We start from the raw sequence: 20232 nt of genomic DNA on the forward strand, positions 1-20232 counted from the left end.
CCGGCCGGTCCCCTGGAGCACAACGCTAGGAAAGGGCCGTGCCCGGGCGACAGCACCCCTGCTGTAGGACCGGGGTTCAGCCAGCTGCACCACCGCCCGCCCGGAGCAGTTCGGCGATGCGGAAGGCGAGGTCGACCGACTGCCCGTGATTGAGCCGGGGGTCGCACACCGTCTCGTAGCGCAGGGGAAGGTCATGCAAGCCCAGTTCGCTGCCGCCGCCGACGCACTCGGTGACGTCGGAGCCGGTGAGTTCCACGTGGATGCCGCCCGGATGGGTGCCGAGCGCGCGGTGGACCTCGAAGAAGCCGCACACCTCATCCAGGATGTCGTCGAACCGGCGCGTCTTACGGCCGTCCGGCGCCGTGAAGGTGTTGCCGTGCATCGGGTCGCACACCCAGACCGCCCGGATGCCGTCGGCCACGGCCTTCTCCACCAGGGCGGGCAGCCGGTCGCGCACCCGGTCGGCGCCCATGCGCACCACGAAGGAGAGACGGCCCGGTTCGCCCAGCGGGTCGAGCCGGCGCGCGTAGTCGAGGATCTCGTCGGGTTCCGTGCCCGGACCGATCTTGACCGCGACGGGGTTGGCGATGCCGGCGAAGAACTCCACGTGGGCACCGTCCAGGGCGCGGGTGCGCTCGCCGATCCACAGCAGGTGCCCGCTGGTGGCGTAGCGGCGGCCGGTGCGCGGATCAGTGCGGACCAGTGCCGACTCATAGTCAAGCAGCAGCCCTTCGTGGCCGGCGAAGAACTCCGTCGCACGCAACCCGCCCGGGTCGGCTCCGCAGGCACGCATGAACAACAGTGACCGTTCTATCTCGTCGGCCAGGACCTCGTACCGCAGGCGGGCGGGCGAGGAACCCACAAAGCCGCGGTTCCAGGCATGCACCTGGTGCAGGTCGGCGTACCCGCCCTGGGTGAGCGCACGGACGAGGTTGAGTGTGCTGGCCGAGGCGTCGTACGTCCGCAGCAGCCGACCGGGATCGGGACGGCGGGCAGCCGCTGTGAACGCCACGCCATTGACGGCATCGCCCCGGTAGGCCGGCAGGGTGACGCCATCGCGGGTCTCGGTGGGGCTGGAACGGGGCTTGGCGAACTGCCCCGCCATCCTGCCGATCTTGACGACGGGCACGGCGGCGGCGTACGTCAGCACGACCGCCATCTGCAGCAGCGTGCGCAGCTTCGCCTCGATCGCAGCGGCGGAGACACCGTCGAACGTCTCGGCGCAGTCGCCGCCATGCAGCAGGAACGCCTCGCCATGGGCTACAGCGGCCAGCCGCTCGCGCAGCCGGTCGCACTCCTCGGCGAAGACCAACGGGGGCGCGGCGGCCAGGCGCGCGGTCACCTCGCGCAGCCGGCTCTCGTCGGGCCACACGGGCTGTTGCGCGGCAGGAAGGGACCGCCAGCGGTCGACAGCGCCTTCCACGGCAGCGTTGGTCATCTTGACTCCCGCCCTCACTGGGACATCTGACACATGGACACGGAGGAACACACAACGGCGCACGGGACGCCCGGGACATGCAATCCACCCGGCGGGCGGCTGAGCAATGGAGGCGGGAAGTGGTCCGCAGTCCCGCCGTGCGAGTGGCCTGCGGTTCGGGGTCGGCTGGCCGCCGCTGCCTAGCATCCCGGCATCTACGAGCCCCTTCCCGAGGCAATCCCCCGAGGAACGAGAGGAATGAGATGCCAGACGTCCCGTCCCGCGCGGCGGATACGCGGCTTCGTGTCCGCCTCACCTCCGCCCCGCTGCCCACGCACGACCCGCTGACGCTCTACGGTGCGCTCGTCGCCGCGTCCGGGCGGCGCGAGGTCTTCCTGCTGGAGAACCCGCCCGGACCGGAAACCGACAGCCACTCGTCCGTGGTCGGCCACGGCAGACTCGCCGAGATCCACGTTTTCGCCGACCACGTCCAAGTGGAGGGCACGGGCGAGCTGCGCGCAGCCCTGGGGCGAGCGGCGCAGGCCGCGGGTCTGCGCCCCGCGCCGGGCACCGGTGGCCGCGGCCCCGACCGGTACGAGTTCGACGGCCCGGCGCCGATGTGGGACTTCCTGGCCCGGTCCCAGGCGCTGTTCGCCGTGGAGACGGACCTGCCGTCCTCGGCGTTCGCGTTCGGGTTCCTCACCACGGTCGGGTACGCGGCCGCCTGGCACATGGAGCCGCTGCCGCCGCGCGAGGACCCGGACCGCGACGGACCGGACCTCACCCTGACCCTCTTCCGTGAGACCCTCTGGTACGACCGTGGCTCCGGTGAGGTGCGCCATGTCGCCGCCACCGGCCCGGACCTCCCGCCGCCGGCCGGGCCGGACGTGCCCGCCCTGGCCACGCGCGCAGCCGGCCTGCCCCCGCGACCGTGCCCGCCGGCCCCGGCCCCCGTGACCGTGCGCGACTCCGTGGACCGCGAGACGTTTCTGCGGTGGGCGGCCAGATGCCTGGAGCACATCCGGGTCGGTGACATCTACCAGATCCAGATCGGTCACCGCCTCGACGTGACGACGGAGCTACAGCCCGAGGAGGTGTACGCACGGCTGCGCTCGCGCAACCCGTCGCCGTACATGTACCTGTGCCCGCGGGGGGACAGCACTCTGATCGGCGCCAGCCCCGAGCTGCACTTCCGGATCGAGGACGACCGGATCGCGATGCGGCCCATAGCCGGGACGGCGCGGCGCTGCGAGGACTCTCAGGAGAACGAACGCCGGGTGAAGGAACTGCTGAGCAGTTCCAAGGAACAGGCAGAGCACGTGATGCTGGTGGACCTGTGCCGCAACGACATCGGCCGGGTGTGCCGCCCGGGCACCCTGTCCGAGGACGCGCTGATGACGGTGGAGGAGTACTCCCACGTCTTCCATCTGGTCTCCACCGTCAGCGGACGTCTGGAGCCGGGCGTGACGGTGTGGCAGGCGCTGGCCGCCACCTTCCCGGCGGGCACGATGACGGGCGCACCGAAGCTGCGGGCCATGGAGATCATCGACGGGCTGGAGCGGGAGCCGCGCGGCATTTACGCGGGCGCCGTGGGGCTGGTCGACGTCCGCGGGTGGAGCGAGCTCGCCCTGTGCATCCGCACCATCGTGCACACCGACGGGGAGTACTCGACGCAGAGTTCGGCCGGGATCGTCGCGCAGTCGTTGCCGGAGGCCGAGTGGAACGAGACGCGGGCCAAAATGGGCGCCGCCTACTGGGCGCTGACGGGTGAGGAGTTGCGGTGAGGGTGCTGCTGGTGGACGCCTACGACAGTTTTGTCCACATCATCGACCAGTATCTGCGCACGCTGGGTGCGCGGACGGAGGTCGTCCGGTCGCGGTCGCGGACTCCCGCGCAGCTGGCGGACCTGGCACCCGACGCCGTGGTGCTCGGTCCCGGTCCGGGGCACCCGGAAGCCAGCGGTCACGTCGAGCTGGTCCGGCACTTCGCGGGCCGGGTGCCGCTGCTCGGGGTGTGCCTGGGACACCAGGCCATCGCACTGGCCTTCGGCGGCCAGGTGAGCGTGGCCACCCATCTCATGCACGGGCGCACCAGCACGATCGTGCACGACGGGTCGGGTGTGTTCGAGGGCCTGCCGGAGCGGACGGTCGTCACGCGGTACCACTCGCTGATCGTGGACCGGCCGTTACCGCCCAGCCTGCGGGAGACGGCGTCCTCGGCCGACGACGGCTACGTGATGGGTCTGGCCCACCGCGAACTGCCGGTTGAGGGCGTGCAGTTCCATCCCGAGAGCATCACGACGGAGACGGGACTGACGTTCTTCGAGAACTTCCTCGCCCGGTCGGCGGGAGTCGCCGCCGGGTGATCCGCAGGGGCGTCCGGGCCAGGTCCACGCCCCTGCGCCCGACGCCCCGTCACGCCGTACGGAGCCGCCGTCCGTCGGCCAGGTCGGCGCAGGCCTCGCCGAGTTCGCGGACCGCCTCGGCGAGTGCGCTGCGGGCCGGTGCCGCGTAGCCGACGACCAGGCTGGGGCGGGCCAGCCAGGGACGGTGGTGGTAGGTGCGGCCGCCGCGTACCAGGACCGAGCGGCGCAGGGCCTGCGCGACGAGCGACGACTCGTCGACGCGGTGCGGAAGCTGGACGCAGGCGTGCAGCCCGGACACCGTGCCGGTGATCCGCGCCCCGGGCAGATGCCGGTGAACCGCCTGCTGGAAGATCTCCGCCCGGGCCCGTAACCGGGCGCGCCGGCGGCGCAGATGACGGTCGAAGAGTCCGGTGGCGAGGAACTCGGTGAACGCGAGCTGGGTGAACACCTCGCACCCCAGGTCACGGCGGGCCCGCGCCTCCTCCAGCGGCCCGCGCAGCGTCGGCGGGACAGCCAGCCAGCCGAGCCGCATGCCGGGCGCGAGGGACTTGCTGGCGGTGCCGGCGTACAGGACGCGGGAGGGCTCCAGTCGCTGCAGGGCCATGGGTCGTCGGCCGTGCGCCAGCCACAGGTCGCCGTCGTAGTCGTCCTCGATGATCCAGCCGTCCACCTCCCGCGCCCAGCGCACGAGCGCGGCCCGGCGTTCGGCGGAGAGAACCACGCCTGTGGGGAACTGGTGAGTGGGGGTGACGAGCACGGCCCGGGCGCCGCTGCGGGCCAGCGCCGCCACGTCGATGCCGTCCTCGTCGACGGGCACCGGCCGGCACTCCAGGCCCGACTCGCCGATGAACTGGCGCTGTTGGCGGTGACAGGGGTCCTCGACGGCCAGCGCGCCGATCCCCAGCCGGGGCAGCACCTCGCACACGAGCCCGAGGGCCTGCGCGAACCCCGCGACGACCATGACGTGGTCATGTGTGGTGTGCACCCCGCGCGCCCGCCCGAGGTAGCCGGCCAGCTCAGCCCGCAGCGCCGTGAGCCCGGACAGCGGCGGGTAGCCCAGCTCCCGCGGTTCCATGCACCGTACGGCCCGCTGGTACACGGCGAGCCATTCCCGCTGCGGGAAGGCTCCCGCGTCCGTGTTGTGGGCGCGCAGGTCCCAGCGGGCCACCGGGGCAGGGCGGGAGTCGGCCAGCAGCGTCGGAGGCTGGGGCGACCCCGCGAGGTGGGCCGCGACCCGGGTGCCCGAGCCCTGGGCGGCCTCCAGGTAACCCTCCGCGACGAGTTGGCCGTACGCCTCGACCACGACGCTGCGGGAGACGCCCAGGTCCTCGGCGAGCTGCCTGCTCGACGGCAGCTTGGTGCCGCGGTGCAGGGCGCCTTCGGATATCTCCCTCTTGATGTTCTCCTGAATCTGCACGGTCAGCGGGAGAACGTGCTCCCGGTTCACGTCGATGAGCGTGTTCCACGGCATTCTTGGGCTCTCTTCCAGAATGTGCGCGCGTGACACCCCGGGAACTGGTCCGGGGATCGCGCTGCCAACTGGTCTTCAGACAGGTGTTTTCCGGCACGAGACTGGGACCCGGTCACGTTCGAGTCCGAGGAACACACAGAGGAGACGTCCCGTGACGGAGCAGACGGATCCGGTCGACTGGCCCGGCCTTCTCACGTCCCTGCTCGACGGCCGTGCACTCGCCGCCGAGAGCACGGCCTGGGCCATGGACCAGGTGATGCGCGGCCTGGCCTCCCCCGCACGCCTCGCCGGCCTGCTGGTGGCGCTGCGGGCGAAGGGAGAGACCCCGGAGGAAGTGCTGGGCCTGGTGCGGTCCATGCACGACCACGCGGTGCCCGTCGACATACCCGGTCCGACGCTCGACATCGTGGGCACCGGCGGCGACGGCTCCGACAGCGTCAACATCTCGACCATGGCGTCGATCGTGGCGGCGGGTGCGGGCGCGCGGGTCGTCAAGCACGGCAACCGCTCCGCCTCCTCCGCCTGCGGTTCCGCAGACGTACTCGAGGAGTTGGGGGTGCCGCTGCACCTCTCGCCGGACATGGTGGCCCAGGTCGCCACCGAGGTCGGCATCACCTTCTGCTTCGCGCCCGCGTTCCATCCGGCGGTCCGTCACGCGGCGCCCGTCCGGCGGGAACTGGGCGTACGGACGATATTCAACTGCCTGGGGCCGCTGACCAATCCGGCGGCCCCCACGGCCCTGGCGGTCGGGGTCGCGGATCCCACGCTGGCAGAGGTCGTCGCGCGCACCCTGGCTCTGCGCGGGGTGTCGGCGCTGGTGTTCCGGGGCGACGACGGCATGGACGAACTGACGGTCACCACTACCTCCCGGGTGTGGTCGGTGCATGGCGGCGAGGTACGTGCCGAGTCCTTCGATCCGCGGGACCTCGGCATCCCCCTCGCCCCGGCTCAGGCGCTGCGCGGCGGCGGTCCGCGGCACAACGCCGATGTCGTACGGGTGGTGCTGGGGGGTGAGCGGGGCGCGGTACGTGACGCGGTGCTGTTGTCGGCCGCGGCGGGACTCGCCGCGCTGGACGCCTCGGCGGCAGCGCACCGGCCGGTCGCCGGGACTGTCACCGAACGCATCGGGGCCGGCCTGGTTCGGGCGGCGCGGGCGGTGGACTCGGGGAGCGCCGCAGGCGTTCTGGACCGCTGGGTCACCGTCGCCGGAAAGCTGGCGTCGGCTACCGGCTGAGGGAGTCGGCCGGCCGCCCACCGCCCACCGGCACCGCACGGCCCGCGTCGACAAGCGCGGCCACGGCGGCGGCCGGCCGGCCGTCCGTGACCAGGCTCTCGCCGACCAGCACGGCATCGGCACCGAGATCGGCCAGCCGCGCGACGTCGTCCGGGCCTCGCACCCCCGACTCCGCGACCGTGACGACATCGGCCGGAACCTTGGGGACCAGCCGGGCGAACAGCGAGCGGTCGACGTCGAGGGTACGCAGGTCCCTGGCGTTGATGCCGACGACACGGGCCCCGGCGGACAGCGCCCGGTCCAGCTCCCACGCCGTGTGCACCTCCACCAGCGGGGTCATCCCCAGGGACACGGTCCGCTCGACGAGGTCGGTGAGTTCGGGCTGGCGCAGCGCCGCCACGATGAGCAGGACCAGGTCGGCGCCGTGTGCTCGGGCCTCCCACAGCTGGTACGGCGTGACGAGGAAGTCCTTGCACAGCACCGGCATACGGACCGCTGCCCGCACCTCCCGCAGGTCCGCTTGCGAGCCCCCGAAACGCCGACGCTCGGTCAGCACGCTGACGGCCGCCGCGCCGCCGGCCTCGTACTGGGCGGCGAGCGCGGCCGGATCGGGTATCTCGGCGAGGGATCCCTTGGAGGGGCTCCTGCGTTTCACCTCCGCGATGACCCGGACGCTGCCTGGGTGGCGCAGCGCAGCGCCCGCGTCCAGCGGGGGTGCGGCGCGGTGCGACAGGTCGACGAGGTGCTCGAGCCCCCTCTCCCGCTGTCTGCGGGCGGCGTCCTCGCGGGCGCCGGCCACGATGTCCTGGAGCACGTTCATGTCGGATCTCCTCTCGGTGCACGGGGCCGCCGTCGGGGCGGGTCCGGCGGCGGGGGTGCCGGGCGCGTCCCGGACGGACGGCCTCGGTCGTGCGTGGGGGTTCACAAGGCCTTGAGGCGGCGTGGCCCGGGGGTGGCGTCGGACAGGCCGGCGGGGGACGGCGCGGTGACGTCGGCGATGTCCGCGTCGGGGGCGAACCGCTCGATGAGCCACAGCAGCGGGCCGCTGAGCGCGGTGGTGACGAGTGCCATGACAAAGAGGGCGAGGAAGAGCGGCGGCGTGAGGATGCCGGCCTGGTATCCCGTCTGCAGCACCGCGATCTCGGTCAGTCCGCGCGTGTTGAGCAGGGCGGCGAGCCACATGCTGGTCACGGGCGGCCGGCCCGCGGCCCGGGCGCCGAGGTAGCTGCCCACCAGCTTGCCGCCGATCGCGAGCACCAGGGCCAGGGTGACGGTCTGCCAGGAGAAGTCATCGAGCGGCGCCGCCCCCAGGGACATGCCGGTCACGGCGAAGAGCAGCGGCAGCACGACACGGCCCCAGCCGCCCACGGTGTGCGCGGCCCTCGTCCAGGCGCCCCGGCCGCCGTCGGCCGGCAGGGCGATGGCGATCAGGACGGCGCCGATCACGTCGGTCAGGCCGAGCCGTGCGGTGATGAGGGCCGCCGCGACCGCCGCCGCAGCGGTCAGCGCGACCGGCAGCGCGGAGGGCACGCGGGCCGCCCAGTCCCGGGCGGCGACCGTGCCGCCCGCGCGGCGCACGGCCCAGGCGAGCAGCAGTCCGACGGACAGGGCGACGTACGGGCCGGCCTCGCCACCGCTGCCGGAGGCCAGCCCCACGGCGGCGGCGAGCAGCAGCCAGGTGACCGCGTCGATGGAGACGGCGACCGCCATGGCGAGCTGCCCGACCGGAGTTCGCAGCAGTCCGCGGTCCGCCAGGATGCCGGCCAGGACCGGGACGGCGGTCACCGCCAGGGAGACGGCGAGCATGAGCACCAGGGCGCTGGCGGGGGCGTCGCCGCGCAGCTGCGGACCGCCGTAACCGAGCACCCAGGCGGCCAGCAGCGTGCCGCAGGCGAGCGGGAGCAGCGCGGACCCCGCGGCGATGGACGCGACCGTACGGCCGCGCAGGTGTCCGGCACCGGAGCGGATCTCGTGGACGGCGCCCACGAGGAACAGGGCCAGTCCGAGATGGCCCGCCTTCTCCAGGAGGGCCCATCCGGCGAAGTCGTGCGGGCGCCAGTCGAGGTGCGCGGCCAGGACCCAGCCGAGCAGCAGGCATGCCATGATCTCGCCGACGATCTCGGGTTGCCGCAGCCATCGCGCCAGTCGGCGGCCGAGCAGGGCCGTGGGGACGAGCAGCGCGAGCGTCGCCGCGGCGGGAACGTACGAGAGGCCGTCCACGGGCCTTCCTCTCTCGGGATGCCGCCCGGCCGACGGACTCGTGCGTTCTCGGTACGGAGCGTGCCGGACGCGGCGTCCGTACGGCCGGGCGGTGGCGACCTGGGCCCCGGGGGTCGGGCCCAGGTCGCACGGCAGGGGAGTAGCCTCGCGTCAGCGAAACGACGCGGCGGTGCCGCGATGCGACGCGGAGCGTCGGCACGGGCACTCCCCGGCCGGGGAGTTGCCCGAGAGCCCGGTCCGGTGCGGGGCGGCCGATCGACCCGGTGCGCCCCGCGAATCCGGACCGAACATCATCCTTCTCGGCGGCGGCGGCGCGGACCAGGCCTTTAAGCCTCAGCGGAAACACGCACACGGGACTGCGTCGGGGCAGCGGCCGCCCACGGGGGCGGGGCGCGGTGCGCGGTGCGTCGTACGGCAGCGGGGCACGCCGGAGAGAGGGGACCGGCGTGTCGTGCGTGGGGCGGCGGGTCAGCCGGCGCGGTCGGTGAGCACCAGCGCGGAGCCGGGGTGGACGTCGGGCTCCTGGCCGTCCAGGCGCTTGTGGACCAGGGCGTCACCCAGCGGAGTGAGTGCGTGCTGCACGCTGTTGGCGTTCCGGACGGTGGTGATGAGGCCCGCGGTGCGCAGCACCGACGTGTGCTGGCTGACGGTCGCCGAGGAGACGCCGGCGCGTTCTCCTATCTCGGTGGTGGTGCCGCTACGGGTCAGCGCCAGCAGGACCGCCGCCCGGGTGCGCCCCATCAGGGCGCTGAGCGCGCTGCCGGCACCCTCGGAGGTCTGCCACAGCGAGTCCGCCCACTTCGGGTCGATCGGGACGGGGTAAGAAAGGATCAACTGGCGGCTCTCGGCTCCGAGTCCGGTCAGGATCGGTGGTCGTCCGGCGAGGAAGACGGACGGTGCCAGGACGAGCGTGATACCCGAACCCACGTCGTGGCCGCGGCCCGGGACCTCCAGCAGGGGCGGCTTCCAGCAGACGGCCGGGTGGAGGGTGGCCAGCATCCTGCCGACGCCGTGGCCCAGCATGATCTGGCCACGTGCGGTCCGGTCGGCGCTCAGCCGACGGCTGATTCCTTCCCAGTACGGCAGTACCGCGGCGCGGCAGAACCGTTCGAAATCTCGGGCGATATGGGAGCGACTCCGTAATAAGTCGACGTCGGCTCCGGACTCCGGGTCCTCATCCTGCATGACGAGCTGCCCGATATCGGTCAGCGGTCGCACACTTCGCGCCAACCTGATGAGTTCCTTGACATCTTCCGAACCACCCAGTCGACGGCGCCACAACTTGAATGACGGGCCGCCCGAGCCTAAACTCAACATTTCTAGCGCGAAGAGCGCTTCTCGCTTGAGGCTGACCTCCGGGAGCAATCTGACTCTCGCCAGACCATCCACCGTGAGATGAACGCGACGCACGACCTCCACCTCCCCCGTGAACACTTCCGTAAATCTGCAGTCGCTACGCACCCTTGGTGACGCTTTAATTACTCGCAATTGTCCGGGACGCTATCACGATCCCACGCGAGAAACACGGGACATAGCTCACGTCTTTACTGTCCTTAATCATGCACCCGTTTCCGGACGAGTACAGTGCCGACCGCGACACTGTCGGGGTACAGCTGGCTGTACCCCGACAGTTCAGCGCCGCCTTCATGTCGGTCTGCAAATGATCGTCACCGGGCCCGAGCGGTGCGCTTGACCAGCGGCAACCAGTCGGCTCGGGCCCTCTCGTAAGCCGCTATCCGTTCGGTATGCCGAAGGGTCGCCGCGATCGGGTCCTCCCCGGCCAGCAGCCGCTGCCGCGCCCGCGGTTCGATTGCGAAGGGCCAGTCCTGGCCGGCCGCCGCGATCCGGCACTGCCGCAGGTCCACGCTGACCTCCGTCCCCGGGTCCTTTTCGGTCAGCTCCATGAGGGACCGCACCGCCGGTTCGGGGAGATCGACCAGAAGCAACCCGTTATTGGTGGCGTTACGTCGGAAGATATCGCCGAAACCGGACGCGACGACAACCGCTATACCACCGTCCCGCAGCGCCCAAACGGCATGTTCCCGGGAGCTTCCTATACCGAAATCACGGCCGGCCAGCAAGATGCTGGCCCCCCGGTGCTCCGGCCGGTCGAGCACGAAGCCGTCTTCCTTGCGCCATCGGGCGAAGAGCGCGTCCTCGTATCCCGTCTTCGTCACGCGCTTGCAGAACTCGCCCGGCACGATCTGGTCGGTGTCCACGTTGTCCCGGGGCAACGCCACAGCACGGCCCACATGAAGGGTGAACGGCTCCACAATTCCTCCTGAACGGATATCGATACGACGTCAGCCGATGTCGGACGGGGCGGCAAGGCGGCCTGCCACGGCGGTCGCCGCCGCCACCTCGGGCGAGACCAGGTGGGTACGGGCTCCCGCTCCCTGCCGGCCCTCGTAGTTGCGGTTGGACGTCGAGGCGCAGCGTTCGGCGCCCCGGAGCCGGTCGGCGTTCATGCCGAGGCACATCGAGCAGCCGGGCAGCCGCCACTCGGCCCCGGCCCGCCGGAACACCTCGTGCAGGCCCTCGTCCTCGGCCTGGCGGCGCACCTGTGCCGAGCCCGGCACCACCAGCAGCCTGGTCCCGGAGGCGACGGAGCGGCCGCGCAGCACTCCGGCGGCGGCGCGCAGGTCCTCGATGCGCCCGTTGGTGCACGAGCCGAGGAAGACCACGTCGATGGGGACGTCCCGCAGCCGGGTGCCGGGGCTGAGCTTCATGTACTCCAGCGCCCGCCGGGCCGCCACCCGCCTCGCCGGGTCGGCCATCGCCTCGGGGTCGGGGACCGCTCCCCCGAGCGGGACCACCTGGCTGGGGTTCGTGCCCCACGTCACCAGGGGCGTCAGCTCCGACACATCCAGCGTCACCGTCCGGTCGAAGACGGCACCGTCGTCGGTGCGCAGGGTGCGCCAGTGCGCCACGGCCCGCTCCCACCGGTCTCCGGACGGCGCGTGCGGCCGACCGGCGAGATAGGCGAAGGTGGTGTCGTCCGGCGCGATCATTCCGGCCCGGGCGCCTGCCTCGATCGTCATGTTGCACAGCGTCATGCGCGCCTCCATGGACAGGGCGCGCACCACCTCTCCGCGGTACTCCACGAGATGGCCCTCGCCGCCGTTGGTGCCGATCTTCCCGATCAGCGCGAGCACCAGGTCCTTGGCCCCGACGCCGGCCGGCAGCCGGCCGGTGAACTCCACGGCCATCGTCCGCGGCCGGTCGATAGCGAGGCACTGAGTGGCCAGGACGTGCTCGACGTCGCTGGTGCCCACGCCGAAGGCGAGAGCACCGAACGCCCCGTGCGTCGAGGTGTGGCTGTCGCCGCAGACGACGGTCATCCCGGGCTGGACCAGGCCCAGTTGCGGGCCGACGACATGCACGATGCCCTGACGGTCGTGCCCCATCGAGTACAGCTCGATGCCGTGCTGGGCGCAGTTGGCGCGCAGCACCTCCAACTGCCGTCGGCTGACGGGGTCGTCGAGCCGGTCGGAGTCGGTGGGCACGTTGTGGTCCTCCAGGGCCAGGGTGAGGTCGGCCCGGCGCACCGTCCGCCCGGCGAGCCGCAGGCCGTCGAACGCCTGCGGCGAGGTCGCCTCGTGTGTCAGATGTAAATCCACGTAGAGAAGGTCCGGTTCGTCGTCCGCCTGGTACACGGCATGGCTATCCCATAGCTTTTCGGCCAGCGTTCTCGGCCCCTGCACCGCGTTCATTCTGCCTCCGCACCGGACTTGAGAATTCCTCTCAGCCTCACATCGGTGCGAATGCCCGGGGAGGATATTTAGCGCAGCTCGAAAATTGCTGCTCAACGGGCCTTCCGTGGACGGTCGGTACAGCTTGCCGCAGCCTTCACGTTCATTCTGTGTCACCTGGACCGGGGCTCTGTCCTCACTGTTTTTCCCCGCTCCCGTCGGCACGATGGCGGCATGACGGAGAAAGTCCGTGGGACGGGGGACCGAAAATGATGCGTACGGCACGCTGGAGGCGCACCGCGATCTCGGTCGTGCTGAGCGCCGTCGCGGTCCTCGGCGTCGGAAGCTGGACCGCGGGCGTGCCGCAGACCGCAGTCACCGGCCCGGTGCCGGGGGCAGCGGCGTGGCACGCGGACCGCCTGCCGGGCGTGCCCATGCCCGACCCGGCCACGGCCGCGCCGTCCGACGTCGCCCGGTTCTTCGCCGGCCTCGACGCACCGGAGCGGGAGGTACTGCTGCGCCGCCACCCGCTCACCGTGGGCAACCTGGACGGGGCTCCGGTCGAACTGCGCTACCGGGCCAACGAGCGTGCACTGCGCGCGGAGTACGCCGCACAGCTGCGGCGCTCCACCGACATGTCGCTGCTCGCGCGGGAGCGCACGCTCGCCGCCGAGCGGGCCGACCGCGTCCACAGGTTGCTGGCCGGGGGACGCCGCATTCTCGCCTTCGATCCGCGCGGCCGGGGCCAGATCGCCGAGGTCTTCGGGGACCTGACGCGGGCCCGGCATGTCGCCGTCGTCGTCCCCGGTTCTGACTCCGACCTGTTGTTGTACGACGGTGAGGACGCCGACGCCCCCGGTCCGTACGTCGGCTGGTCCGGGCGGGCGCGGTCGCTGTACGAGCGGCTGACGGCCGACGCACCCGGCACGCCCGTGGCGGTCGTCGCGTGGGTGGGCTACACGACGCCCGTCGGTCTGGGGGTGGACGCGGCGACCGACCGTCTCGCCGAGGCCGGTGCGCCACGGCTGAACCGCTTACTGGCCGGCCTGGCCGCCATCGGCGCTCCCTCCCCGACCGTGCTCTGCCACAGCTACGGCTCCGTGGTGTGCGGCCTGGCCGCCCCCCGGGCCGACCGAGACGCCTTCTCGGACCTGGTGCTGGTCGGCTCGCCCGGGGTACGCGCCGACTCGGCGGCGGACCTGGGCACGGCCGCCCCGGTCTGGGCGGCCCGGGCGCCCTCCGACTGGGTGCGTGGCGTTGCGGGCCTGCGCTTCCTGGACCTCGGGCACGGCACCGATCCGGTGGATCCCTCCTTCGGCGCCCGCCTCTTCTGCGCCCGGAACGTGGATGACCACGGCGGTTACTTCAGGCCGGACAGCGATGCGCTGCGCGCGTTCTCCGCCATCGTCCTCGGCCGCCCGGTCCACCCCTGCTGACCTTCACCCCAAGGACGTCATCCCATGACCCGTGCTCGGTTCACCGTGCTCACCACGCAGCGCGACATGCTGCGCCGCACGGTGCGCTCTGTGGAAGAGCGCACCCCCACCCACCGCGACCGCGCCCTGGACGGATTACGCGCACTGGCGCTGCTCGCGGTGCCCCTCGGCCACTGGCTGCTCGGCGGCTTCACCCTGGACGCGGCCGGCTCGCTGCGCAACGCCAGCCCGCTCGCCACGTTCGGCGGCCTGGCCCCCGTGAGCTGGATCCTGCAGATGCTCGGCATCTTCTTCCTGGTCGGCGGCCATGCCTCCGTGCTGTCGCTGCGCCGGGCCCGGGAGCGCGGGCTGAGCGACCGGGCGTGGCTGGGCCGCCGGGTGGCGCGGCTGGGCCGTCCGGTGGTGGCGGTCACCGCGTTCTGGGCCGCGCTGCTGATGGCGTTGCACGCGGCCGGGTTCTCCGCCGACACGCTGCGCAGCGCGGCGACCCTGGTGGTCCAGCCGCTCTGGTTCGTCGGGGTGTACCTCGTGCTGACGGCCCTGACCCCGCTGTGTCTGCGCGCGGCCCGGCGATTCGGGCTGCGGCCGACGGCCGTGCTGTTCGCGGCGGTCGTGGTGGTGGACTTCCTGCGCTACGGACCGTGGTCCGCCACGGTGCCCGGCTGGGTCGGGCTGCTCACCGTGCTGCCGGGCTGGCTCTTCCCCTATCAACTGGGCATCGGCTGGGCCGAGGGCGGACTGGGCCGGCGCCAGGCGATCGTGCTCCTTGTGGGCGGGGTCGGGGTGTTCGCCGCACTGCTGACGGTGTTCGGTTATCCGGCCAGCATGGTCGGCGTGCCCGGCGCTGAGCGCACCAACTCCCATCCACCCTCGCTGCTGGTGCTCGCGCTGGCCGCCGCCCAGTGCGGTGCGGCGGTCCTGGTCCGCGAACGGCTGGCGCGGGCGCTGGCCCGGCCGGGGCTGTGGGCGGTGACGGCGGTGGTGAACCTGTGCGCCATGACGGTGCTGTGCTGGCACCAGTCAGCGATGCTCGCGGTCGCCCTGCCGGCCTCGCGGATCGGCGCGGTCCCCGGGCTGATCAGCCCGCCGGACACGGTGGGGTGGATCTCGGCCCGGCTCCTGTGGCTGCCGGTGTTCGCGGCGGTGCTGCTCCTGATCACGCTCGCCGCCCGACGCTTCGAACGGCCCTGGACGGGCATGGCACACGCCGCGCGTACCGTCATGGCCGCCCTGTCCGTCGGGTTCGCCGTGTACGCGCTGTACGGGTGAGGGACACCGTGGGCGATGGTGCGGGAAAGACTCCGCCGCGGAGTTCCGGCCGACTGCGACTCGGCCGGAACCCCGCGGCGGTACCGGGCGGGAGAGGTGAACCGTCCCGGTCAGCCTCCGGCCGGAACAGCGGTCGCCCGGGGCGTGCGGCGCGGCTCCGCCTCGAGACATCCGAGCCTGGCCCGCTGGACGGCGGCGCCCAGGGCATGGCGGGCCGCCTCGTCGACGCTCGGGTCGACGCCCACGCCCCAGACGGTCAGGTCGCCGAGAGCGAGCTCGCAGTATGCGGCGAACTGCTCGCCCCGTCGGCCCGCGGGGGACACCACGAAGTCCCGTACGCTGCCCTGCATGTGGGCTTCGGCCAGCGCGCACCGGGCCCACTCGGACCAGTCGCCGGACGCGGCGCCCGGCAGGAGAGCGGCGACGGACTCGGGTCCGCCCGCGCCCGCCAGGCCGGGCAGGACGTACGTCTCTTGGAAGAGCATCCAGAGCTGATGTGCCGACACCTCGCCGCCGACCTGCTCGCACACCCGCTGCATCTCGGCGGCGAAGTCGATCTGCAGGCGCCGCGGCAGGTCGAGACCGCGCTCACAGCGCAGCAGATGGGCGATGCCACCCTTGCCGGACTGGGTGTTGATGCGGATGAGGGCCTGGTAGTCGCGCCCGATGTCCCGCGGGTCGACCGGCAGATACGGCACGTCCCAGATCGCGGTGGGGTCGTCGCCTGCCTCCTGTCTGGCCCGCAGGCCCTTGCTGATGGCGTCCTGGTGGGTTCCGGCGAAGGACGTGTACACGAAGTCGCCGGCCCAGGGGTGACGGGGGCCGACCGGCATGTGGGTGCAGTCCTCCGCGATGCGGCGCACCCGGTCGATCTCCCGGAGGTCGAGCATCGGGTCGACGCCCTGGGTGAGGAGGTTCATGGCGAGCGTGATCAGACAGACGTTGCCGGTGCGCTCGCCGTTGCCGAAGAGCGTGCCCTCCACGCGGTCGGCGCCGGCGAGGACCGCCAGCTCCGCCGCCGCGACCCCGCTGCCCCGGTCGTTGTGCGGATGGACCGAGAGCAGGACGCGCTCGCGGTGGGCGAGGTTGCGGTGCATGTACTCGATACGGTCGGCGAACTCCTGGGGCGGGAAGACCTCGACCGTGGCGGGCAGGTTGATACGCAGCGTGGACCGCGCTCGGGGCACCCAGAAGTCCAGGACGTCGTTGCACACGTCCAGGGCGTAGTCGGGTTCGGTCTGGGTGTAGGACTCGGGGGCGTACTGCAGGTACAGCTCGGTACCGGGCAGGGAGTCCTGCAGGCGCAGTGCCTGCTGCGCGCCGTCGAGGGCGAGGGCGCGCACCTCCTCGCGGCCGGTCCGCAGCACCAGTCGGCGCTGCACCTCCGAGGTGGGGTTGAACACCTGCAGCACCGCCCTGCGGGCGCCTCGCAGACAGTGCGCGGTGCGCTCGATGAAGTCCTGCCGGATCGGCGCCATGACCTGGATGACGACGTCGTCGGGGATGGCGTCGTCCTCGATGAGGTGACGCACGAAGTCGTGGTCGTCGCGCGACGCCGTCGGATAGCCGACCTCGATCTCCTTGAACCCCATGGCCACGAGGAGGTCGAACATCCTGCGCTTGCGGTCGACGTCCATGGGGTCGATGAGTGCCTGGTTGCCGTCGCGCAGGTCCACGCTGCACCACAGCGGCGCCCGCTGGGCCACCCGGTCCGGCCAAGTCCGGTCCGGCAGGCCGATGGGCCGGTAGGGCGGGTACTTGGCGACCGGCATGGGACTCGAGCGCTGTACTCCCCGGTCTCTCGCTGGTTCGCTGGTGTCCATGTGCACTGTGCCACCTTTCCGTTGATCTTTCGTGGGGAACGAAAAGCGCCGTGCGGGACAAGAGGGAGCCGCACGGCGCTTCCGGATCAGGGGACGGTTCGGCCGTCAGTCGCGGAGTTCGAGGGTGCAGCACTTCACGCTGCCGCCCCCCTTCAGGAGTTCGGACAGGTCGACGCCAACGGGTTCGAAGCCCCGCTCGCGAAGCTGGTGCGTCAGCCCGGTGGCGGCCTCGGGCAGAACGACATGGCGTCCGTCGCTCACCGCGTTCAGTCCGAAGACCGCGGCGTCGGCCGGGGAGACGAGCAGGGCGTCGGGGAACATCCGCCGCAGCACCTCCCTGCTGCCCGGCGAGAACGCGGCCGGGTTGTACATGACCTCGTCGCCGTCGAGCACCGCCAGTGCGGTGTCGAGGTGGTAGTAGGCGGGGTCGACGAGCCGCAGGCCGACGACCGGGCGGCCGAAGAACTCCTGTGCCTCCGTGTGGGCGTCGCGGGAGCTGCGGAACCCGTGGCCGGCCAGGACCCAGCTGTCGGTGACGAGGAAGTCGCCCTCGCCTTCGTTGACGTACCGGGGGTCGTGGCAGTCCAGGTAGCCGTTCGCCCGGAACCAGGCGAGGTAGGCGGGACCCTCGGGGACGCGTTCGGTGTTGCGGAACCGGGCACCGAGCACCTTGCCGTCGACGACGGTGGCGCCGTTGGCCGCGTAGACCATGTCGGGCAGCCCCGGCAGCGGGTCGATGAGCTCCACCGTGTGCCCGAGATCGCGGTAGAGGGAGCGCAGCCGCTCCCACTGCGCGACCGCGAGGGCGGTGTCGACCGGTTTGGCAGGGTCCATCCAGGGGTTGATCGCGTAGGTGACGTCGAAGGCACTGGGCCGGCACATCAGGTAGCGCCGGGGCCGCGCCGTTCTGGTGGCGGGCCGGCTGCTGCCGGAGTGCACGCTGGCTGCGGACATGTCGCTCCAGACGGTGAGGTGGGTGGACAGGGGTTCCCCGGGCGGCGGGGTGGGAGAGGCGCTCAGTCGACGGGCCAGGAACCGTAGGTGCGCATCCCGTACAGCAGGGGGCGCGGTTCGGCCTGTTCGGTGATGCGGAACACCTCGCCGAAGACCATGCGCTGCCCGCCGATCCGTACGGAGTGCACGACGCGGCAGTCGGCGACGGCGTGCGCGGCCCGGGTCAGGTGAGGGCCGCCGGCGCCTTCGGGCAGGGCCCAGTCGACGGCGGCGAAGCGGTCGGGGTCGCCGGAGGCGAACAGTTCCGCGCTGCTGCGGCCCTCGGTGTGCAACAGGTTGACGGTGAACCGGCCGCGGTGCAGAGCGGCGGCCAGGGTCGGGCTCTCGGCCCGCATGCCGACGACAAGGGTGGGGGGGTCCACGGTGACACTGCACAACGCGGAGCACGTCATGCCCCAGGGGGCGTCGTGCTCGTCCAGGGCGGTGATCACGGCCACGCCGGTCGGGAATCCGGACATGAGGGAGCGGAAGGCCGTCGGTGTACCGGGCTGGACACTGGAGGACAGAGAGGTCAAGGGCGTGCCCCGTTCGGCTGGTGAGTGGAGTGGGCGTCCGTCCCCGCCGTGCGGACGAAGGCGCGGCGGGGCGGCGGAGCGCGACGTGCGCGGTTGCGCGTCCGCCGCCGGGGGGCCGTCCGCGTTCTGATCGCAGGCAGGTCAGTGCATCTGGGCGAGGTACTCGTACTGGCTGGGCAGACGCTGTACGAGCTCGCGCGCCTGGTCCTTGATGAGCTGGAACTCCTTGAGGGCGCGTGTGTCGTCCATCAGCGCCAGCGCCCGCGGGGGCTTCAGGTCGAGGCCGCCCAGGCCGAGCAGCATGGACAGGTAGGAGTAGGACTCGAACCCGTGGTAGTGCGGGAAGACCGTCTCCTGGGTGGGGAGCTTGCTCTGCCACTCCTCCATGCGGGCGGCCAGGCCGTCGGGGACCGCGCGGGTCTTCGCGTCGCGCCAGTAGGCGTTGTCGCTGCGCCCGGCGCACCGGTAGTGCAGGACGAGGAACTCGCGTACGCCGTCCATGACGTTGGCCACGGCACGGTTGTAGGTGTCGCGCAGCCCGGGGTCCCAGGTGGCGTCGGGGAAGTGCTTGACGAGTTCCTCGATGCCGTGCTGGATGAAGAAGATCCCGGTGGACTCCAGGGGCTCGACGAAACCGCTGGACAGGCCGATGGCGACGCAGTTGTTCACCCACGAGTTGCGGCTGCGGCCGACCCGCATACGGATGTGGTTGGCCTCCAGGTCGTCGGCCTCGGGTCCGACGAACTCGCGCAGCGTGCGCTCGGCCTCGTCCGGCGTGATGTAGTCGCCGGCGTACACATAGCCGGTGCCGACGCGGCCGTAGAGCGGGATCGTCCAGATCCAGCCGGCCTCCTGGGCGGTGGCGGTCGTGCACGGGCGCAGGCCCCTGACCTTCATGTCCACCGGTACGCGCAGGGCGACAGCGCTGTCGTTGGGCAGCGTGTCCTGATAGGAGATGAACGGCTCCTCCAGCGCCTGGTTGAGCAGCAGGCCGCGGAACCCGGTGCAGTCGATGAAGAGGTCGCCGGCTATGTCGCCGTGCTCACGCGTCCTGAGATGGCTGATCCATCCGCGGTTGTCGCGGACGACCTCCAGCACGTCGTCCTCGATGTGCCGGGCACCGCGCTCGGTGGCGTACTCGGTGAGCAAGTCGGCGAGCAGCGAGGCGTCGAACTGGTAGGCGTAGGGGAACTGCGTGTTCTGCTCGGAGAGGGTGGTCCGCTCCAGCTGCCCCTCCCGCTGCTCGACGAAGTCCTGCTCGAACAGCCTGCCGTCCATGTAGCGCGGAGAGCGTTCGGCGTCGCAGATCGCGGACATCAGGAAGACGTCGCGGTCGAAGCGGTCACTGGGCTTCTTCTCCAGCCACCAGTCGGTGAGCGGGAATCCGTCGACGACCCGCAGCCGCTCGAAGGGGTGGTAGAAATAGTGGCCCTTCTCACGCCAGTTCTCGAACCGAATGCCGAGCTTGTAGGTGGCGTTGCACTTGGGCATCCACTCCGTTTCGGGGAGCCCGAGGTAGTCGAAGAAGTGGCGTACGGTGCTGAACGTCGCCTCGCCGACGCCGATGGTTTTGATACGCCGGGATTCGACCACGGTGACGTTGATGCCGTCGCCGAGAGCGGCCCGCAGATACGCGGCCGTCATCCAGCCGGATGTGCCGCCGCCGACGATCACTACATTTGAGAGCACGGGTTTCCTCCGCTGCGAGCCGTTCATGTGGTGGTTCTTCTGACAGATGTGGTCCGGCACACGCACCGCGCGGTGCCGGGTGCCGCC

16 protein-coding genes are annotated in these 20232 nt (G+C 71.7%); 5 read left to right on the top strand and 11 right to left on the bottom strand.

Annotated features, from left to right (window positions below; all coding sequences use genetic code 11):
* Positions 1–76: 76 nt before the first annotated feature.
* Positions 77–1438 (bottom strand): class II 3-deoxy-7-phosphoheptulonate synthase, encoded by a 1362-nt coding sequence (locus tag ACZ6TU_RS07760; protein ID WP_467679398.1) that lies wholly within the window; start codon positions 1436–1438, stop codon positions 77–79.
* Positions 1439–1680: 242 nt separating this feature from the next.
* Between ACZ6TU_RS07760 and ACZ6TU_RS07765 the strand changes: the two genes are divergently transcribed.
* Both ACZ6TU_RS07765 and ACZ6TU_RS07770 read left to right on the top strand, forming a co-directional pair.
* The gene (locus ACZ6TU_RS07765; protein WP_467679400.1) at positions 1681–3201 is read left to right on the top strand and encodes an anthranilate synthase component I family protein; all 1521 of its coding nucleotides are present in this window, start codon (positions 1681–1683) and stop codon (positions 3199–3201) included.
* Positions 3198–3782, top strand: a complete 585-nt coding sequence (locus tag ACZ6TU_RS07770; protein WP_467679402.1) for an anthranilate synthase component II — start codon at positions 3198–3200, stop codon at positions 3780–3782. Before ACZ6TU_RS07765 ends, ACZ6TU_RS07770 begins: the two co-directional genes overlap by 4 nt.
* Positions 3783–3831: 49 nt before the next feature.
* Here ACZ6TU_RS07770 and pdxR read toward each other — a convergent pair whose 3' ends face one another.
* Positions 3832–5253 (bottom strand): MocR-like pyridoxine biosynthesis transcription factor PdxR, encoded by a 1422-nt coding sequence (gene pdxR, locus ACZ6TU_RS07775; protein WP_467679404.1) that lies wholly within the window; start codon positions 5251–5253, stop codon positions 3832–3834.
* A gap of 151 nt (positions 5254–5404) precedes the next feature.
* On the opposite strand from pdxR, the gene trpD reads away from it, so the two are divergent.
* Entirely contained in the window at positions 5405–6487 is a 1083-nt protein-coding gene (gene trpD / locus ACZ6TU_RS07780) for an anthranilate phosphoribosyltransferase (RefSeq protein WP_467679406.1), read from the top strand.
* Here trpD and trpC read toward each other — a convergent pair.
* The 5 genes from trpC to leuC all read right to left on the bottom strand — a co-directional run bounded on the left by trpC (position 6477) and on the right by leuC (position 12420).
* On the bottom strand, positions 6477–7307 hold the full coding sequence (gene trpC / locus ACZ6TU_RS07785; protein WP_467679407.1) for an indole-3-glycerol phosphate synthase TrpC: 831 nt from the start codon (positions 7305–7307) through the stop codon (positions 6477–6479). The two genes, trpD and trpC, sit on opposite strands and share 11 nt — an antisense overlap.
* Before the next feature lie 101 nt (positions 7308–7408).
* Positions 7409–8707 carry a cation:proton antiporter gene (locus ACZ6TU_RS07790; protein WP_467679409.1) on the bottom strand — a complete coding sequence of 433 codons (1299 nt, stop codon included), beginning with the start codon at positions 8705–8707 and terminating at the stop codon, positions 7409–7411.
* 468 nt (positions 8708–9175) lie between these two features.
* Positions 9176–9892: an ArsR/SmtB family transcription factor gene (locus ACZ6TU_RS07795; protein ID WP_467679410.1), complete on the bottom strand. Its 717-nt coding sequence runs from the start codon at positions 9890–9892 to the stop codon at positions 9176–9178.
* A gap of 482 nt (positions 9893–10374) precedes the next feature.
* On the bottom strand, positions 10375–10980 hold the full coding sequence (leuD, locus tag ACZ6TU_RS07800) for a 3-isopropylmalate dehydratase small subunit (RefSeq protein WP_467679411.1): 606 nt from the start codon (positions 10978–10980) through the stop codon (positions 10375–10377).
* Positions 10981–11010: 30 nt separating this feature from the next.
* The gene (gene leuC, locus ACZ6TU_RS07805) at positions 11011–12420 is read right to left on the bottom strand and encodes a 3-isopropylmalate dehydratase large subunit (protein ID WP_467679413.1); all 1410 of its coding nucleotides are present in this window, start codon (positions 12418–12420) and stop codon (positions 11011–11013) included.
* 251 nt (positions 12421–12671) lie between these two features.
* Here leuC and ACZ6TU_RS07810 point away from each other — a divergent pair, with 251 nt between their 5' ends.
* Positions 12672–13835, top strand: a complete 1164-nt coding sequence (locus tag ACZ6TU_RS07810) for an alpha/beta hydrolase (RefSeq protein ID WP_469547385.1) — start codon at positions 12672–12674, stop codon at positions 13833–13835.
* 24 nt (positions 13836–13859) lie between these two features.
* Entirely contained in the window at positions 13860–15104 is a 1245-nt protein-coding gene (locus ACZ6TU_RS07815; RefSeq protein WP_469547338.1) for an acyltransferase family protein, read from the top strand.
* 110 nt (positions 15105–15214) lie between these two features.
* On the opposite strand, the gene ACZ6TU_RS07820 is transcribed toward ACZ6TU_RS07815, so the two are convergent.
* The 4 genes from ACZ6TU_RS07820 to ACZ6TU_RS07835 form a co-directional block, all read right to left on the bottom strand.
* Positions 15215–16927 carry a 2-isopropylmalate synthase gene (locus ACZ6TU_RS07820; protein ID WP_469547340.1) on the bottom strand — a complete coding sequence of 571 codons (1713 nt, stop codon included), beginning with the start codon at positions 16925–16927 and terminating at the stop codon, positions 15215–15217.
* A gap of 105 nt (positions 16928–17032) precedes the next feature.
* Complete coding sequence (gene ddaH / locus ACZ6TU_RS07825) at positions 17033–17881, bottom strand: dimethylargininase (RefSeq protein WP_467679418.1); 849 nt, start codon at positions 17879–17881, stop codon at positions 17033–17035.
* Between the two features lie 62 nt (positions 17882–17943).
* The gene (locus ACZ6TU_RS07830; protein ID WP_467679420.1) at positions 17944–18456 is read right to left on the bottom strand and encodes a flavin reductase family protein; all 513 of its coding nucleotides are present in this window, start codon (positions 18454–18456) and stop codon (positions 17944–17946) included.
* A 141-nt stretch (positions 18457–18597) separates the two neighbouring features.
* Positions 18598–20145, bottom strand: coding sequence for a tryptophan halogenase family protein (locus ACZ6TU_RS07835; protein WP_467679422.1), 1548 nt, complete (start codon positions 20143–20145; stop codon positions 18598–18600).
* Positions 20146–20232 lie beyond the last annotated feature (87 nt).

The sequence above is a fragment of the Streptomyces sp. NPDC052064 genome, assembly GCF_055585925.1.

Bases quoted from the DNA above. Each gene is read 5' to 3' on its own strand.
- ACZ6TU_RS07760 (WP_467679398.1), bottom strand. From the start codon at position 1,438: ATGACCAACGCTGCCGTGGAAGGCGCTGTCGACCGCTGGCGGTCCCTT.
- ACZ6TU_RS07765 (WP_467679400.1), top strand. From the start codon at position 1,681: ATGCCAGACGTCCCGTCCCGCGCGGCGGATACGCGGCTTCGTGTCCGC.
- pdxR (WP_467679404.1), bottom strand. From the start codon at position 5,253: ATGCCGTGGAACACGCTCATCGACGTGAACCGGGAGCACGTTCTCCCG.
- trpC (WP_467679407.1), bottom strand. From the start codon at position 7,307: ATGAACGTGCTCCAGGACATCGTGGCCGGCGCCCGCGAGGACGCCGCC.
- ACZ6TU_RS07795 (WP_467679410.1), bottom strand. From the start codon at position 9,892: ATGCAGGATGAGGACCCGGAGTCCGGAGCCGACGTCGACTTATTACGG.
- leuC (WP_467679413.1), bottom strand. From the start codon at position 12,420: ATGAACGCGGTGCAGGGGCCGAGAACGCTGGCCGAAAAGCTATGGGAT.
- ACZ6TU_RS07810 (WP_469547385.1), top strand. From the start codon at position 12,672: ATGCGTACGGCACGCTGGAGGCGCACCGCGATCTCGGTCGTGCTGAGC.
- ACZ6TU_RS07815 (WP_469547338.1), top strand. From the start codon at position 13,860: ATGACCCGTGCTCGGTTCACCGTGCTCACCACGCAGCGCGACATGCTG.
- ACZ6TU_RS07820 (WP_469547340.1), bottom strand. From the start codon at position 16,927: ATGGACACCAGCGAACCAGCGAGAGACCGGGGAGTACAGCGCTCGAGT.
- ddaH (WP_467679418.1), bottom strand. From the start codon at position 17,881: ATGTCCGCAGCCAGCGTGCACTCCGGCAGCAGCCGGCCCGCCACCAGA.